Annotated in this window: 11 protein-coding genes; 7 read left to right on the top strand and 4 right to left on the bottom strand. The window is 67.7% G+C overall.

Annotated elements, in window-relative coordinates:
- Positions 1-77: 77 nt before the first annotated feature.
- Positions 78-2981: a PAS domain S-box protein gene (locus tag ACSQ9E_RS02460; protein WP_436216811.1), complete on the top strand. Its 2904-nt coding sequence runs from the start codon at positions 78-80 to the stop codon at positions 2979-2981.
- 15 nt (positions 2982-2996) lie between these two features.
- Here ACSQ9E_RS02460 and ACSQ9E_RS02465 read toward each other — a convergent pair whose 3' ends face one another.
- Genes ACSQ9E_RS02465 through ACSQ9E_RS02480 form a run of 4 tightly spaced genes read right to left on the bottom strand, consistent with a single transcriptional unit; the run spans position 2997 to position 7036 of the window.
- Entirely contained in the window at positions 2997-4040 is a 1044-nt protein-coding gene (locus ACSQ9E_RS02465) for a VWA domain-containing protein (RefSeq protein WP_057268485.1), read from the bottom strand.
- A 19-nt stretch (positions 4041-4059) separates the two neighbouring features.
- Positions 4060-5064 carry a DUF58 domain-containing protein gene (locus tag ACSQ9E_RS02470; RefSeq protein WP_436216812.1) on the bottom strand — a complete coding sequence of 335 codons (1005 nt, stop codon included), beginning with the start codon at positions 5062-5064 and terminating at the stop codon, positions 4060-4062.
- Positions 5045-6061, bottom strand: a complete 1017-nt coding sequence (locus ACSQ9E_RS02475; protein WP_057201951.1) for an AAA family ATPase — start codon at positions 6059-6061, stop codon at positions 5045-5047. Before ACSQ9E_RS02475 ends, ACSQ9E_RS02470 begins: the two co-directional genes overlap by 20 nt.
- A gap of 39 nt (positions 6062-6100) precedes the next feature.
- Positions 6101-7036, bottom strand: coding sequence for a S1C family serine protease (locus tag ACSQ9E_RS02480; protein WP_057268344.1), 936 nt, complete (start codon positions 7034-7036; stop codon positions 6101-6103).
- 104 nt (positions 7037-7140) lie between these two features.
- Here ACSQ9E_RS02480 and ACSQ9E_RS02485 point away from each other — a divergent pair, with 104 nt between their 5' ends.
- The 6 genes from ACSQ9E_RS02485 to ACSQ9E_RS02510 all read left to right on the top strand — a co-directional run bounded on the left by ACSQ9E_RS02485 (position 7141) and on the right by ACSQ9E_RS02510 (position 13410).
- On the top strand, positions 7141-8001 hold the full coding sequence (locus tag ACSQ9E_RS02485; RefSeq protein WP_057268487.1) for a TatD family hydrolase: 861 nt from the start codon (positions 7141-7143) through the stop codon (positions 7999-8001).
- A 71-nt stretch (positions 8002-8072) separates the two neighbouring features.
- Positions 8073-8630: a DNA-deoxyinosine glycosylase gene (locus ACSQ9E_RS02490; protein ID WP_436216813.1), complete on the top strand. Its 558-nt coding sequence runs from the start codon at positions 8073-8075 to the stop codon at positions 8628-8630.
- On the top strand, positions 8631-9392 hold the full coding sequence (locus ACSQ9E_RS02495) for a hypothetical protein (RefSeq protein ID WP_057201954.1): 762 nt from the start codon (positions 8631-8633) through the stop codon (positions 9390-9392). It begins immediately after the preceding gene.
- A gap of 60 nt (positions 9393-9452) precedes the next feature.
- Entirely contained in the window at positions 9453-11261 is a 1809-nt protein-coding gene (locus ACSQ9E_RS02500; protein ID WP_057201955.1) for a GspE/PulE family protein, read from the top strand.
- Between the two features lie 130 nt (positions 11262-11391).
- Positions 11392-11880 carry a tripartite tricarboxylate transporter TctB family protein gene (locus tag ACSQ9E_RS02505; RefSeq protein ID WP_057201956.1) on the top strand — a complete coding sequence of 163 codons (489 nt, stop codon included), beginning with the start codon at positions 11392-11394 and terminating at the stop codon, positions 11878-11880.
- 18 nt (positions 11881-11898) lie between these two features.
- Positions 11899-13410 (top strand): tripartite tricarboxylate transporter permease, encoded by a 1512-nt coding sequence (locus tag ACSQ9E_RS02510; RefSeq protein WP_057201957.1) that lies wholly within the window; start codon positions 11899-11901, stop codon positions 13408-13410.
- The last annotated feature ends 116 nt before the right edge of the window (positions 13411-13526 follow it).

A 13526-nucleotide genomic window follows, 5' to 3' on the forward strand; every position in this document is an offset into this window, starting at 1 on the left:
GTGCATGCCACCGAAACGCCCGTGGCGGGGCGAACAGGCCCTAAGATGCATGGAGTCCGCTTCAGGAGAGCCCGCAGATGACGGTTCCGGCACCCATCCCCTCCAATGAAGCGCGCAGGCTGGAGGCCTTGCGCGCCCTCATGGTGCTGGACACCCCGGCCGAGCCCCTGCTCGACTCCATTGCCCGCATGGCGGCGGAGGTGTGCGGCGTACCCATCGCGCTCATCAGCCTGGTCGATGCCGAGCGCCAGTGGTTCAAGGCCAATGTCGGGCTGCCGGGGGTGAATGAAACCCCGCGCGACATCGCCTTCTGCGCCCATGCCATCCACATGGACGACGTGATGGAGGTGCCCGATGCCACCCGCGATGCGCGGTTTGCGAGCAACCCCCTGGTCACGGGGGCGCCGGACATCCGCTTCTACGCCGGTGCACCGCTCATGGCGGGCGAGGACGGCGACCGGGTGGGAACCCTGTGTGTCATCGACCGCAAGGCCCACCAGCTCACGGCGCAGCAACGGGCCCTGCTGCGCTCGCTCTCGGCCATGGTCTCGCAAGCGCTGGACATGCGCCGCGATCTGGTTGCGCGGGCCTTCTCTGTGCGCCAGGAGTATGAAGTCGCCCTGTCCGATAGCGAGTTGCGCTACCGCACCATGGTGGAGGCGCAGAGCGAGATGGTGTCGCTGGCCTGGCCCCATGGCGAGATGTTCTACGTGAACCCGGCCTATGCCCGCCGCTTTGGGCTGCTGCCCCAGGACATGGTGGGCAAGGACCTGTATGCCTATGTGGACCCGTCCGATCGGGAGGTGGTGCGCGGGCGCATCGCCGAGGTGTTCCACACGGAGGGCAGCACCCAGGGCGAGAACCGCATGGTCGATGCGGATGGCTCCGAGCGCTGGATGGCCTGGACCAACAGCTTCCTGCGCGACAGCGAGCAGCGGCCCTACCTGCATTCGGTGGGGCGCGACATCACGGCCCAGAAGACGGCCGAGCGCGCATTGCTGGCCAGCCAGCAGTTGCTGGAGCGCACGGGCCACGTGGCGCGCGTGGGTGGCTGGGAGCTTGATCTGCGCAGCCGCCGCGTCTCCTGGTCCGCCGAGACGCGGCGCATCCACGAGGTGCCTGCGGATTTCACGCCCACCGTGGACAATGCCCTCGACTTCTACACGCCCGATGCGCAGCGCACCATGTCGGCGGCCGTGCGCCAGGCCACCGCGACGGGGGCCTCGTGGGACCTGGAGGTGCCCCTGGTGACTGCCGCCGGGCACCGCATCTGGGTGCGCTCGGTGGGCGAGGCGGAATACGAAGGCAGCGCCGTGGTGCGCCTGTTCGGGGCCTTCCAGGACGTGACGGAGCGCCGGCGCATGGCACAGCAGTTGGCCAACAGCGAGCGCTTCGTGCGGCTGGTGACCGATGGCCTGCCGATCCGCATCGGCTATGTGGACCGGGAGCTGCGCTTTCGCTTTGCCAACCAGGCGGAATGCCAGCGCTTTGGTCTGGGCCGCGAGGAGGTCATCGGCCGCACGCGCGAGGAATTGCTCGGGGAACCCGCGTCGCCCGAATCGGCGCAGCGTGTTCAGCGGGTGCTGGCGGGCATCGCGCAGAGCTACGAGAGCGATGAAGTGCGCAGCGGTGTCGTGCACCGCATCGAGAGCCAGTTGGTGCCCGACATCTCCGACGATGGCCGGGTGCGGGGCTTTTTTTCCACGGGGGTCGACATCACCCAGCGCGCTGCGGCCGAGCGGGGTCTGCGCGTGCTGACGGCCATCCTCGAGCACACCTCCGACTTCGTGGTGCAGACCGATCTCAAGGGCCGGGTCAGCTACATGAACCCTGCAGCGCGGCGGGCACTCGGGTTTGCACCCGACGAAGACGTGGGTGCCCGCATGTTCACGGAGTTCAATACCCCCGAGACCAATGCGCTGTACGTGCAGTCCATCCTGCCGGCTGTCAGAGCCCACAGCATGTGGGTGGGTGAGACCACGGTGTACGCAGCCCACCGGCGGGTCGTGCCGGTGAGCCACATGGTCATCGCCCACCGCGACGGGGAGGGGCGCATACAGCACTTCTCGGCCATCATGCGCGACATCTCGGAGGCGGCGCAGGCGCGCGCTGCCTTGCTCAAGCAGACCGCCACGCTGCGCTCCATCACCGAGGCGCTGCCCTCGCTGGTGGCGGTGGTGGGGCCGGACGAGCGCTACCAGTTCGTCAACAGCGCCTTCGAGCGCTGGCACCGCGTGCCGCGCGAGCAGATCGTGGGCCGCAGCATGGAAGAATTTCTCGGGGCCGCGGAGTACGCGCGCAGCAAACCCATGGTGCAGAAGGTGCTTGGCGGCGAGACGCTCACCTTCGACAAGGATTTTCCGCAGCGCGTGCCAGCCGGCCACGTCACCATCCACCTCATCCCGCTGTGGTCCGAGCCGGGTGCGGTCGATGGCTTTGTGTCCATGGCCCAGGACGTCACCAGCTACCGCCAGGAGGCCGGCCGCCTGCTGGCGCTGGCGCAGCATGATCCGCTGACGGGCCTGCTCAACCGGGCCGGGCTGCAGGCCTATGTGGGGCAGAAGGACCTGGCGGTGGAAGGCCCCCTGCTGGCCTTGCTGTACATCGACCTGGACCATTTCAAGCCCGTCAACGACCAGCATGGCCATCCCGTGGGCGACCAGTTGCTGCAGGCCTTTGGGCAGCGCCTGCTGGCGCTGGTGCGGCCCACCGATGCGGTGGCACGGCTCGGAGGCGACGAGTTCGCCGTGGTGCTGGCCGGCGTGCGTGCGCCGGCCCATGCCGAAGCCGTGGCCGGCAAGATCCTGGAGGCGGCGCACATGCCGTTCGAGATGGGCGGGCTGCGGCTGTCGGTGGGCGCCAGTGCGGGGCTGGCGCTGGGCACGGACGCTGCCAAGGGCTGGGCCGACCTCATGGCCCGCGCGGACGACCAGCTTTACCTGGCCAAGCGCTCCGGCCGGGGCCAGTTCAAGGGCGGCTGACGCACGGGGCGGTGTCTACATCACCCGCCCGTACCACCATACCGACAGGCTGGCTGCGAGCAGCGCCAGCACGGCCCCGGCCAGCGCCAGCAGCGCCGAGATCTCGGTTTCCTTTTTCTCTACCGTGAGGCGCGAGCTCAGGGTCTCGTAGACCTTCTTGAGGTCGGCTGCCGTGGCGGCGTGGAAGTATTCGGCGGCGGTGCGGGTGGCCACGGCCTTCAGGGTCTCTTCGTCCAGCCGCACGCGCATGGACCAGCCCTCGAAGCCGATGGTTTCGCCCTGCAGCGTGCCCACGCCCACGGTGTACACGCGCACGCCCCGGTCGGCAGCCCACTTGGCGGCTTCGAGCGGGTCCACCCCGGTGGTGCGCTGGCCATCGGTCAGCATGATGATGGCGGCCGAGTTGTAGGAGCCCGGGGCCACGGGGGTAAAGGGCTTGGCGGGGTCCTGCTTGTTGAGTTCTTCCAGGGGCCGTGGCTTCATCGCCTGGCGCCCGCCCAGGGCCGAGATGTCGATGCCGGCATCGGGGAAGAGGGTGGCCAGCGACAGCATGATGCCGTTGCCCGTGGCCGTGCCGCGCTGCAGCTGAAAGCTGTCGATCGCCTTGACCAGGTCGTCGCGGCTCTGCGTGGGCAACTGCGCCAGCTGGGCGCTGCCGGCAAAGGCCACGATGCCCACGCGCACATGGCGCGGCAGCTCGGCGATGAAGGCCTTGGCGGCGTCCTGCGCGGCAGTGATGCGGTCGGGCTGCACATCGGTGGCGCGCATGCTGCCCGAGACGTCCATGGCCAGCATGATGGTCTGGTCCTGCGAGGGCAGGGTGATCACCGCCAGCGGCCGGGCCGCGGCCAGCAGCAGGGCCACCAGCGCCAGCAAAAAGAGAAACGGCGGAATGTGCCGGCGCAGGTGCTGCGCCGGGCCCATGGCTTCGCGCACCAGCGACAGGCTGGAGTAGCTCAGTGCGGTTTTCTTGCGCCGGTGCAGCAGCCACCAGTACAGCAGTACCAGCAGCGGCACGGCCAGCAGCAGCCAGAGCAGGGAGGGCCAGAGAAAGACCATGGTGGCGTGTCCTGTGGTTTCAGGCGGCGGCCCGTGGGGCCGTCCATTGGAAAAAGGGGTGCGTGGGGGGGCGCACGCGGTGCTGGCGCAGGTCCATGAAGCGCAGCAGTGCATCCACCAGGTCGTCGTCGGTGCGCAGCTCCAGGGTGTCGGCACCGGCCTTGGCCAGGCCCTCGCGCAGCACGGCCTCGCGCTGGGCCGCCAGGCGGGCAAAGCGGTGGCGAAAGCCGCTGTCATGCGTGTCCACCTGCAGTTGCTCGCCGCTCTCGGCGTCGCGCAGCGTGACCAGGCCCACGTCGGGCAGCTCCAGCTCCAGCGGATCGAGCAGGCGCACGCTCACCACGTCATGCCGGCGGGCCAGTTGGGCCAGGGGCTTTTCCCAGCCGGGGGCGCTGATGAAGTCGGACACCACGAACACCGTGGAGCGCCGGCGCAAGGTGCCCAGCGCCCCCTGCAAAAGCAGGTGCAGTTCGGTGCTGCCCGATTGCAGTGGGGGCGCGGGCTTGAGCAACTGATGCACCAGGTGCAGCACATGGGCGCGGCCGCTGCGCGGGGGCAGCACGGTGTCCACGGCGCGCGTGTCGGCACCCCCTGCGCCGTAGAGCATGGCGCCCACGCGGTTGCCGTGGCGCGTGAGCAGGCGCGAGAGCACGGCCACGAAGCCGGTGAGGATGTCGCGCTTGGCGTTGCCCTGCGGGCCGAAGTTGACCGAGGGGCTCAGGTCCAGCAGGAACCAGGCGGACATCTCGCGGTCTTCGGTGAACACGCGCACATGGGGGGTGTTCAGGCGCGCCGTCACATTCCAGTCGATGTGGCGCACGTCGTCGTGGGGCTGGTACTCGCGCAGGTCCATGAGGTCCAGGCCGGCCCCGCGCATCAGCGTGCGGTAGTCGCCCTGCAGCAGCCCGTCGAGCCGGCGGATGACACTCCACTCCAGCTGCCGCAGCAGGCGGTCGGCCTCGCCGGGCAGGGTGGGCAGCGCGCGCGCGGCGGTGGCTGCGGTGTCAGGCGGCTTTTTGCTCATGGTGCAAGGGCTTGGCAGGGGCGGGCACCTTGGCCATGATGCGCGTGATCAGCGCATCGGCGTCCAGGCCCTCGGACAGCGCCTCGTACGACAGCGACAGCCGGTGGCGCAGCACGTCGGCCGCCAGGTCGGTCATGTCCTCGGGCAGCACGTAGCTGCGCCCGCGCAGCATGGCCAGGGCCTGGGCGCCTTCGGCCAGGCAGATGGTGGCGCGCGGGCTGGCGCCGCAGGCGATGAAGGGCGCCAGGTCCTTGAGGTCGTGGCGGGCCGGTGCGCGCGTGGCGGCCACCAGCTTCACGGCGTATTGCAGCAGCGAAGGGTCGACATACACGCTGCGGCATTCGGCCTGCAGCGTGGCCAACTGGGCCGTGGTGGCCACGGGCAGCACCTGCACGGGATCGGCGAGCGCGCGCTGGGCGATCACGAACTCCTCTTCCTCGGTGGGGTAGTCGAGCAGCACCTTCATCATGAAGCGGTCCACCTGGGCTTCGGGCAGGGCGTAGGTGCCTTCGGTCTCGATGGGGTTCTGCGTGGCCATCACCAGGAAGGGCGAGGGCACCTTGTGCGTTTCGCCGGCAATCGTCACCTGGCGCTCCTGCATCACTTCGAGCAGCGCGCTCTGCACCTTGGCGGGGGCGCGGTTGATTTCGTCGGCCAGCAGCAGGTGGGTGAACACCGGGCCCAGCGAGGTGCTGAACTCGCCCGTCTTCTGGTTGTACATGCGTGTGCCCACCAGGTCGGCGGGCACCAGGTCGGGCGTGAACTGGATGCGCTTGAAGCTGCCCTGGATGGTGCTGGCCAGGGTCTTCACGGTGAGCGTCTTGGCCAGGCCCGGCACGCCCTCGACCAGCAGGTGGCCCTGGGCCAGCATGGCCACCATCACCCGCTCCAGGAAGCGGTCCTGCCCGACCACGACGCGCTTGACTTCGTAGAGCACCTGCTCCATCAGCGTGGCGGTGGCGGCGTTCGATGCAAACGGCTGCGGGGTCGGTTCCATGGGACTCCTTGCGAGGATGGGGTGCGTATTGAAGGGGGGTCAGAAGGGCGACATGCCCACGGCCGACGCCGCGTTCTCGATGGGCACGGCAAAGCCGATGCCGATGAAGGTGCGTGCCGGTGTGGGGTTCAGGATGGCGGTGACGATGCCGATCACCTCCCCATCCATGGTGACCAGCGGGCCGCCCGAGTTGCCGGGGTTGGCCGCCGCGTCGAACTGGATCAGGTTGCCCAGCTCGCGCTTGCCTTCGGGCGAGGTGAACTGGCGCCCCAGGCCCGAGATCACACCCGCCGAGGCCGATGGGCCGATGCCGAAGGGAAATCCCACCACGGCGACCTGGTCGCCGGGGCGCAGGTCGTTGGTGGAGCGCAGGGAGGCGGCCTCCAGGTCGTCGGGCACCTTGTGGGCCTGCAGCACGGCCAGGTCGTTCTCGGGCTGTACGCCGGTGATGGTGGCCGTGGTCTGCAGCCCGTCGTGGAAGGTCAGCTGGATGCGATCGGACCCCTGCACCACGTGCAGATTGGTGAGGATGATGCCTTTGTCGACGATCACCACGCCCGTGCCCACGCCGCGCTCGACCTCGTCCTTGCCGTTCTTGCTGCGCCCGAAGCCCACCACGCGCACCACCGAAGGCGCGATGGTCTCCACGGCGCGTGCGGCCGCCGAGGGCAGGGTGGTGGTTTCCAGCGTGCGCAGCACCGCCTGGTCGATGTCTTCCTGGGTGAGTTTGCGGGGCACGCTGCGCTGGTTCAGCCACACGCTGGTGACGAGCAGGGCCGCCAGCACCAGCAAGGCGCCCCACAGGGCGTAGAGGTTGCGGCGCGAAAGGGTGACCGCCTGGGGCCTGCCGGCGGGCTGGCTGGTGGCTGGCGCCGTCGGGGCTACCGGTTCCGAGGGCGCAGCATCGCTCGGGGCCGCAGCCCCGGCAGGGCGGCGGGCGGGGCGGGAGCTGCTGTAGACAGTGGGTCTGGGCATCCTGTCACCTTCCGATACACCATGGCATGGCGCATGTTTTCACAGTAGCACGGATCGCGCCCCTGTGCATACCCCGGGGGTTTCCATCGTGCATCATGTTTGCCATGAACTTCTGGATAGATACCCATTGCCACCTGGATGCACCCGAACTGGCCTCCGACACCGACACCGTGCGCGAGCAGGCCCGCCAGGCCGGCGTTGGGCATTGCGTGCTGCCTGCGGTGGAGCAGTCCAACTGGGATGCCGTGCGCGCCCTTGCGCACCAGTATGGGGACAGCTACGCCTTGGGCATCCATCCCTTGTACACCGGACATGCCGCAGATGGAGACCTTGAACTGCTCGGGCAAGCGCTGGAGCAGCATCGGGAAGACCCGCGCCTCGTCGCCGTGGGCGAGATCGGGCTCGACTATTTCGTGCCGGGGCTGGATCCGGCCCGGCAGGAGCACTTCTACCGTGCGCAGCTCCAGCTGGCACGGCGCTTCGGGCTGCCGGTGATCCTGCACGTGCGCCGTTCGGCCGACAAACTGCTCAAGGGCCTGCGCGAGGTCCGGGGCCTGTCGGGCATCGCCCATGCCTTCAACGGCAGCGAGCAGCAGGCCCAGGCCTTCGTGGACCTGGGCTTCAAGCTCGGCTTCGGTGGGGCGGTCACCTACGACCGGGCCCTGCAACTGCGCCGCCTGGCCGCCCAGTTGCCGCTCCACTGCCTGGTGATGGAGACCGACTCTCCCGACATTCCCCCGCACTGGCTCTACACCACCGCCGCCGAGCGCGAGGCGGGCCGGCCCCAGGGGCGCAACACCCCGGGCGAGCTGCCACGCATCGGCGAGGTGGTGGCCGAACTGCGCGGCATGACCGTGCAGGCGCTGGCCGAAGCCTCCACCGCCAACGCGCTGGCGGCCCTGCCGCGCGTGGCCTCGCTGCTCCAGACCCGGCAAGGGGTGTCACGGTCTTTTACCGATTCGTGACGATCAATCTGGGTTTTTAGCTATATATTTGATAGTGATCGGGTGCCCGTGCATCCGGCCCTCCACGCCGCATGCCTGCCCCCACCACCCCGTTGCCACCCCACGATACCGACGCTCCCGCTCTCCGGCTGGTCGGACTGCCCGCCGTGGTGTCCGCCGGCACCGTCGTCCTGGTGCTGGGCAGCTTCCCTGGTGCCGCCTCGCTGCGCGCGCAGCAGTACTACGGCCATCCGCAGAACCACTTCTGGCGCATCCTGCAGGCCATCTGGCCGCAGCACCCCCTGCCCGGTCCTGCCGGACCCGCCAGCTATGCCCTGCGCTGCGAATGGCTGCTGGCGCGCGGCCTGGGCCTGTGGGACGTGTATGCCAGCTGCGAGCGCGAGGGCAGCCTGGACGCAGACATCCGCCATGCCGTGGTGAACGATTTCGCCTCGCTGCGCGCCGTGGCGCCGCGCCTGGCCGCCATCGCCCACAATGGGGGTGAGAGCTTCAAGCACTCCGCGCGCACCGCAGCCCTGGGCGTGCCGGTGTACAAACTGCCGTCCACCAGCCCGGCCAATGCCTCCTGGAGCTTCGAGCGCAAACTGAACGCGTGGGCCGAACTCATGGCCCGCCACCAATTGACCTGAATGACCCGCAAGAAAACCAGCCCCATCGAACTGCCCGAAGTCAGCGTCTCCGACGATGGCGAGGTGCGCCACCTGCACCTGGGAACGCCCTGGATCCAGGGCTCCATGCGCGTGGCCGAACCCTTCGCGCTGGAGCTCGAATACGTGCAGCGCATGATGGCCTGGCTGCTTTTCGTCGAGCCCGCTTCGGTGGGCAAGCGCCACGCCATGCAACTGGGCCTGGGTGCCGGGGCCATCACCAAGTTCTGCCACAAGAAGCTGCGCCTGTGCGCCACCGCCATCGAGCTCAACCCGCAGGTGGTGGCCGTGTGCCGCCAGTGGTTCAAGCTGCCGCCCGACGGCCCCAAGCTGCGCGTGGTGCTGGCCGATGCGGCCAAGGAGATCCAGAACCCCATGTGGCTAGGCACGGTCGATGCGCTCGCCGTGGACCTGTACGACCACGATGCCGCCGCCCCCGTGCTCGACAGCCCCGACTTCTATGCCGATTGCCGCGCCCTGCTGTCCGAGGACGGCAGCATGACCGTGAACCTGTTCGGTCGCTCCTCGAGCTACGAGAAGAGCTTGAAGAGCATGGCCAGCGCCTTTGGCGACGATGCGCTGTGGGCCTTCAAGCCCACGCGCGAAGGCAACACCGTGGTGCTGGCCCAGCGCACGCCCACGCGGCCCAAGCGCACCGAGCTGGCCGCCCGGGCCGAGGCCATCCAGGAGCGCTGGGGCCTGCCCACCACCAAGTGGATGCGCGTTTTCAAGCCGGTTGCCTGAACATGGTGCACCCGACTCCTTCGTCCTGCCCCGTCCACCCCCTCTGAGAGGTCTGCAGACATGAGCACCGCCGTCATCCCCCCCATCCCCGCCGCCAAGGCGGCCATCAAGCCGGTCAACCACATCGGGCCCGTGGACTGGCGCCGCATGGTCGAATGGCTGAGCGCCGATGGCGTGATCTCCCAGGAGGAGGCGCAGCGCACCATTGCCCGCTGCTCGCAGGCCGAAAGCTCGCAGCCGGCCCTGGTGCGGCTGGCTGCGGTGGCCATGACGCGCGCCTCCGATGGCAAGCCGCTGGACATCGAACTGCTCACCGAGTACCTGGCGCAGCGCGCCGGCCTGCCGTACATGCGCATCGACCCGCTTCGGGTGGACGTGGGCCGGGTCGCCGACACCATGAGCGCCACCTATGCCGAGCGCCACAAGGTGCTGCCTGTGCAGGTGACCCCTAAGGAGGTGGTGGTGGCCACGGCCGAGCCCTTCGTCGATGACTGGGTGGCCGAGGTCGAGCGCCAGGCGCGCCGCACGGTGCGCCGCGTGGTGGCCAACCCGCAGGACATCCACCGCTTCACGGCGGAGTTCTTTGCGCTGGCCAAATCCGTGCGCGCCGCGCAGAAGGCGGGTGGCGCATCGGGCGGCAGCAGCTTCGAGCAACTGGTGGAGCTGGGGCGCAGCAACAAGCAGCTCGATGCCAACGACCAGGGCGTGGTCAAGGTGGTGGACTGGCTCTGGCAGTACGCCTTCGACCAGCGAGCCAGCGACATCCACCTGGAGCCACGACGCGAGCAGGGGGTGATCCGCTTTCGCATCGACGGTGTGCTGCACCCGGTCTACCAGATGCCCATGGGCGTGCACAACGCGATGATCTCGCGCATCAAGCTGCTGGGCCGCATCGACGTGGTGGAAAAGCGCCGCCCGCAGGACGGCCGCATCAAGACCCGCAACCAGCGCGGCGACGAGGTGGAAATGCGTTTGTCCACGCTGCCCACGGCCTTTGGCGAAAAGATGGTGATGCGGATCTTCGATCCCGACAACACCGTCAAGGACCTGGACGCGCTGGGCTTTGCGCAGCACGACGCGGCGCGCTGGGAGGCGCTGGTCAAGCGGCCGCACGGCATCATCCTGGTGACCGGGCCCACGGGCTCGGGAAAGACCACCACGCTGTACTCCACGCTCAAGCGCGTGGCCACGGAAGAGGTCAATGTGAGCACGGTGGAGGACCCGATCGAAATGATCGAGCCGAGCTTCAACCAGACCCAGGTGCAGCCGCAGCTCGATTTCAATTTCGCCGAAGGCCTGCGCGCGCTGATGCGCCAGGACCCGGACATCATCATGGTCGGCGAAATCCGCGACCTGGAAACGGCCGAGATGGCCATCCAGGCGGCGCTCACGGGCCATCTGGTGTTCTCCACGCTGCACACCAACGACGCGCCTTCGGCCATCACCCGCATGATGGAGCTGGGCGTGCCCTCGTACCTCATCAACGCCACGCTGCTCGGCGTGCTCGCGCAGCGCCTGGTGCGCACCTTCTGCAAGCAGTGCAAGCAAAAGGACGAGTCGGCCGACCGCGAGGCGCTCAGCGCCTTCATCAAGCCCTGGAAGCTCAGCGGCGCCTACCAGCCCTACAAGGCCGTGGGTTGCGTGGACTGCCGCATGACCGGTTTCCAGGGCCGCATGGGGCTGTACGAACTGCTCACGGTGAGCGAGGCGCTCAAGGACAAGATCACCACGGCGCCCTCGATGGAAGCCCTGCGCCGCCAGGCCATCACCGACGGCATGCGCCCCCTGCGCCTGGCCGGTGCGCTGCGGGTGGCGGAGGGGCTCACGACGATCGAGGAAGTGATGTCCGCAACGCCGCCCATGGACTGATTTTCGCGCTTCGTACAGAGGGAAAACGCGCGGTCCCGAGTGTTACCGGGTGTAGGTGGAATCCACATCCGATAAGCCTCCTGTTGCCAGCACAATCGCACGGTTGTGAAATCCGCATAGGAGACATATCTTGCAAATCAAGAGTCAGAAAGACTTTTTTTCCGGCCTCATGTTCATGGGTGTCGGAGTCGCGTTTGCGTGGGGTGCCACCACGTACAACGTTGGCAATGGCGCCCGCATGGGACCCGGGTACTTCCCGCTCATGCTGGGGATCCTGCTGGCCATCATCGGCAGCGTGATCACGTTCAAGGCCACTGTGGTCGAAACAGTGGACGGCGACAAGATCGGCAAGTGGGCCTGGAAGCCCCTGTTCTTCATCCTGGCCGCCAACTTTGCCTTCGGCATTCTGCTGGGCGGCTTGCCCAGCCTGGGCATCCCGGCCATGGGCCTCATCGTCGGCATCTACGCACTGACCTTCATCTCCAGCCTGGCTGGCAATGAGTTCAAGGCCCGCGATGTTTTCGTTCTTGCCACCGTGCTCGCCATCGGCAGCTACGTCGCCTTCGTCTGGGCGCTGAAGCTTCAGTTCCCGGTGTGGCCCAGTTTCATTTCCGGTTAAGCCAGGAGCACCCACACCATGGAATTGTTTGACAACCTGTCGCTTGGCTTCAGCGTCGCGTTCACCTTTCAGAACCTGATCTATTGCTTTGTCGGCTGTCTCTTGGGCACGCTGATCGGCGTGCTGCCGGGCATCGGCCCCGTGGCCACCATCGCCATGCTGCTGCCCGCCACCTACGCTCTGCCCCCCGTGGCGGCGCTGATCATGCTGGCCGGTATCTACTACGGCGCACAGTACGGTGGTTCCACCACCGCCATTTTGGTCAACCTGCCGGGCGAGTCGTCCTCGGTGGTGACCGTGATCGACGGCTACCAGATGGCGCGCAAGGGCCGGGCAGGTCCGGCGCTTGCGGCGGCCGGCCTGGGTTCGTTCTTCGCCGGTTGCGTGGGTACGCTGATCCTGGCGGCCTTCGCTCCTCCGCTGACCGAAGTGGCCTTCAAGTTCGGCCCTGCCGAATACTTCTCGCTGATGGTGCTGGGCCTGATCGGTGCCGTGGTGCTGGCCTCGGGTTCGCTGCTCAAGGCCGTGGCCATGATCGTGCTGGGCCTGCTGATGGGCCTGGTGGGTACCGACGTGAACTCGGGCGTGGCCCGCTTCAGCTTCGACATCCCTGAACTGACCGACGGTATCGGCTTCGTGACCATCGCCATGGGCGTGTTCGGCTACGGTGAAATCATTGCCAACCTCTCGCGTCCCGATGACGAACGCGAAGTGTTCACGGCCAAGGTCGAGGGCCTGTTCCCCACCAAGGAAGACTTCAAGCGCATGATCCCTGCGGTGCTGCGCGGTACGGCCCTGGGCTCTGCCCTCGGTATCCTGCCCGGCGGTGGTGCCCTGCTGGCTGCTTTCGCTGCCTACACCATCGAAAAGAAGACCAAGCTCAAGCCCGGCGAAGTGCCGTTCGGCCAAGGCAACATCCGCGGCGTGGCATCGCCCGAAGCGGCCAACAACGCCGGTGCGCAGACCTCGTTCATCCCGCTGCTGACGCTGGGTATCCCTCCCAACGCCGTGATGGCGCTGATGGTCGGTGCCATGACCATCCACAACATCCAGCCTGGTCCCCAGGTGATGACGAGCAACCCCGAACTGTTCTGGGGCCTGATCGCTTCGATGTGGATCGGCAACGCCATGCTGATCATCCTGAACCTGCCGCTGATCGGCATCTGGATCAAGCTGCTCACCGTGCCTTACCGCTGGCTGTACCCTTCCATCGTGCTGTTCTGCGCGGTCGGCGTGTACTCCACGAACAACAACACCTTCGACATCTGGATGGTGGGCGCGTTTGGCCTGGTGGGTTACATCTTCCACAAGCTGGGTACAGAGCCTGCGCCCTTGCTGCTGGGCTTCATCCTGGGCCCGATGATGGAAGAAAACCTGCGCCGCGCGCTGCTGCTGTCGCGCGGCGACTGGAGCGTGTTCGTCACGCGTCCGCTGTCGGCCGGCTTGTTGGCGGCTGCCGCCCTGCTGCTGGTGATCGTGCTGCTGCCTGCGGTGAAGAACAAGCGCGAAGAGGCCTTCGTCGAGGACTGATAGCCTTGGCCTGCTCTGACTGTTGACACAACGGCGCCTTCGGGCGCCGTTGTTTTTTGGCGAGCCTGCCGGGCAGGGCCTGCAGGAGCCCGGTACACAATGGCGCAACGTTCCCA

It is taken from the genome of Acidovorax sp. LjRoot118, assembly GCF_964253575.1.
GTDB lineage: Bacteria > Pseudomonadota > Gammaproteobacteria > Burkholderiales > Burkholderiaceae_C > Acidovorax.

Coding starts and splice junctions, on each gene's coding strand:
- ACSQ9E_RS02490 (WP_436216813.1), top strand. CDS start 8,073: ATGCCTGCCCCCACCACCCCGTTGCCACCCCACGATACCGACGCTCCC.
- ACSQ9E_RS02470 (WP_436216812.1), bottom strand. CDS start 5,064: ATGAGCAAAAAGCCGCCTGACACCGCAGCCACCGCCGCGCGCGCGCTG.
- ACSQ9E_RS02475 (WP_057201951.1), bottom strand. CDS start 6,061: ATGGAACCGACCCCGCAGCCGTTTGCATCGAACGCCGCCACCGCCACG.
- ACSQ9E_RS02460 (WP_436216811.1), top strand. CDS start 78: ATGACGGTTCCGGCACCCATCCCCTCCAATGAAGCGCGCAGGCTGGAG.
- ACSQ9E_RS02510 (WP_057201957.1), top strand. CDS start 11,899: ATGGAATTGTTTGACAACCTGTCGCTTGGCTTCAGCGTCGCGTTCACC.
- ACSQ9E_RS02480 (WP_057268344.1), bottom strand. CDS start 7,036: ATGCCCAGACCCACTGTCTACAGCAGCTCCCGCCCCGCCCGCCGCCCT.
- ACSQ9E_RS02465 (WP_057268485.1), bottom strand. CDS start 4,040: ATGGTCTTTCTCTGGCCCTCCCTGCTCTGGCTGCTGCTGGCCGTGCCG.
- ACSQ9E_RS02485 (WP_057268487.1), top strand. CDS start 7,141: ATGAACTTCTGGATAGATACCCATTGCCACCTGGATGCACCCGAACTG.
- ACSQ9E_RS02495 (WP_057201954.1), top strand. CDS start 8,631: ATGACCCGCAAGAAAACCAGCCCCATCGAACTGCCCGAAGTCAGCGTC.
- ACSQ9E_RS02500 (WP_057201955.1), top strand. CDS start 9,453: ATGAGCACCGCCGTCATCCCCCCCATCCCCGCCGCCAAGGCGGCCATC.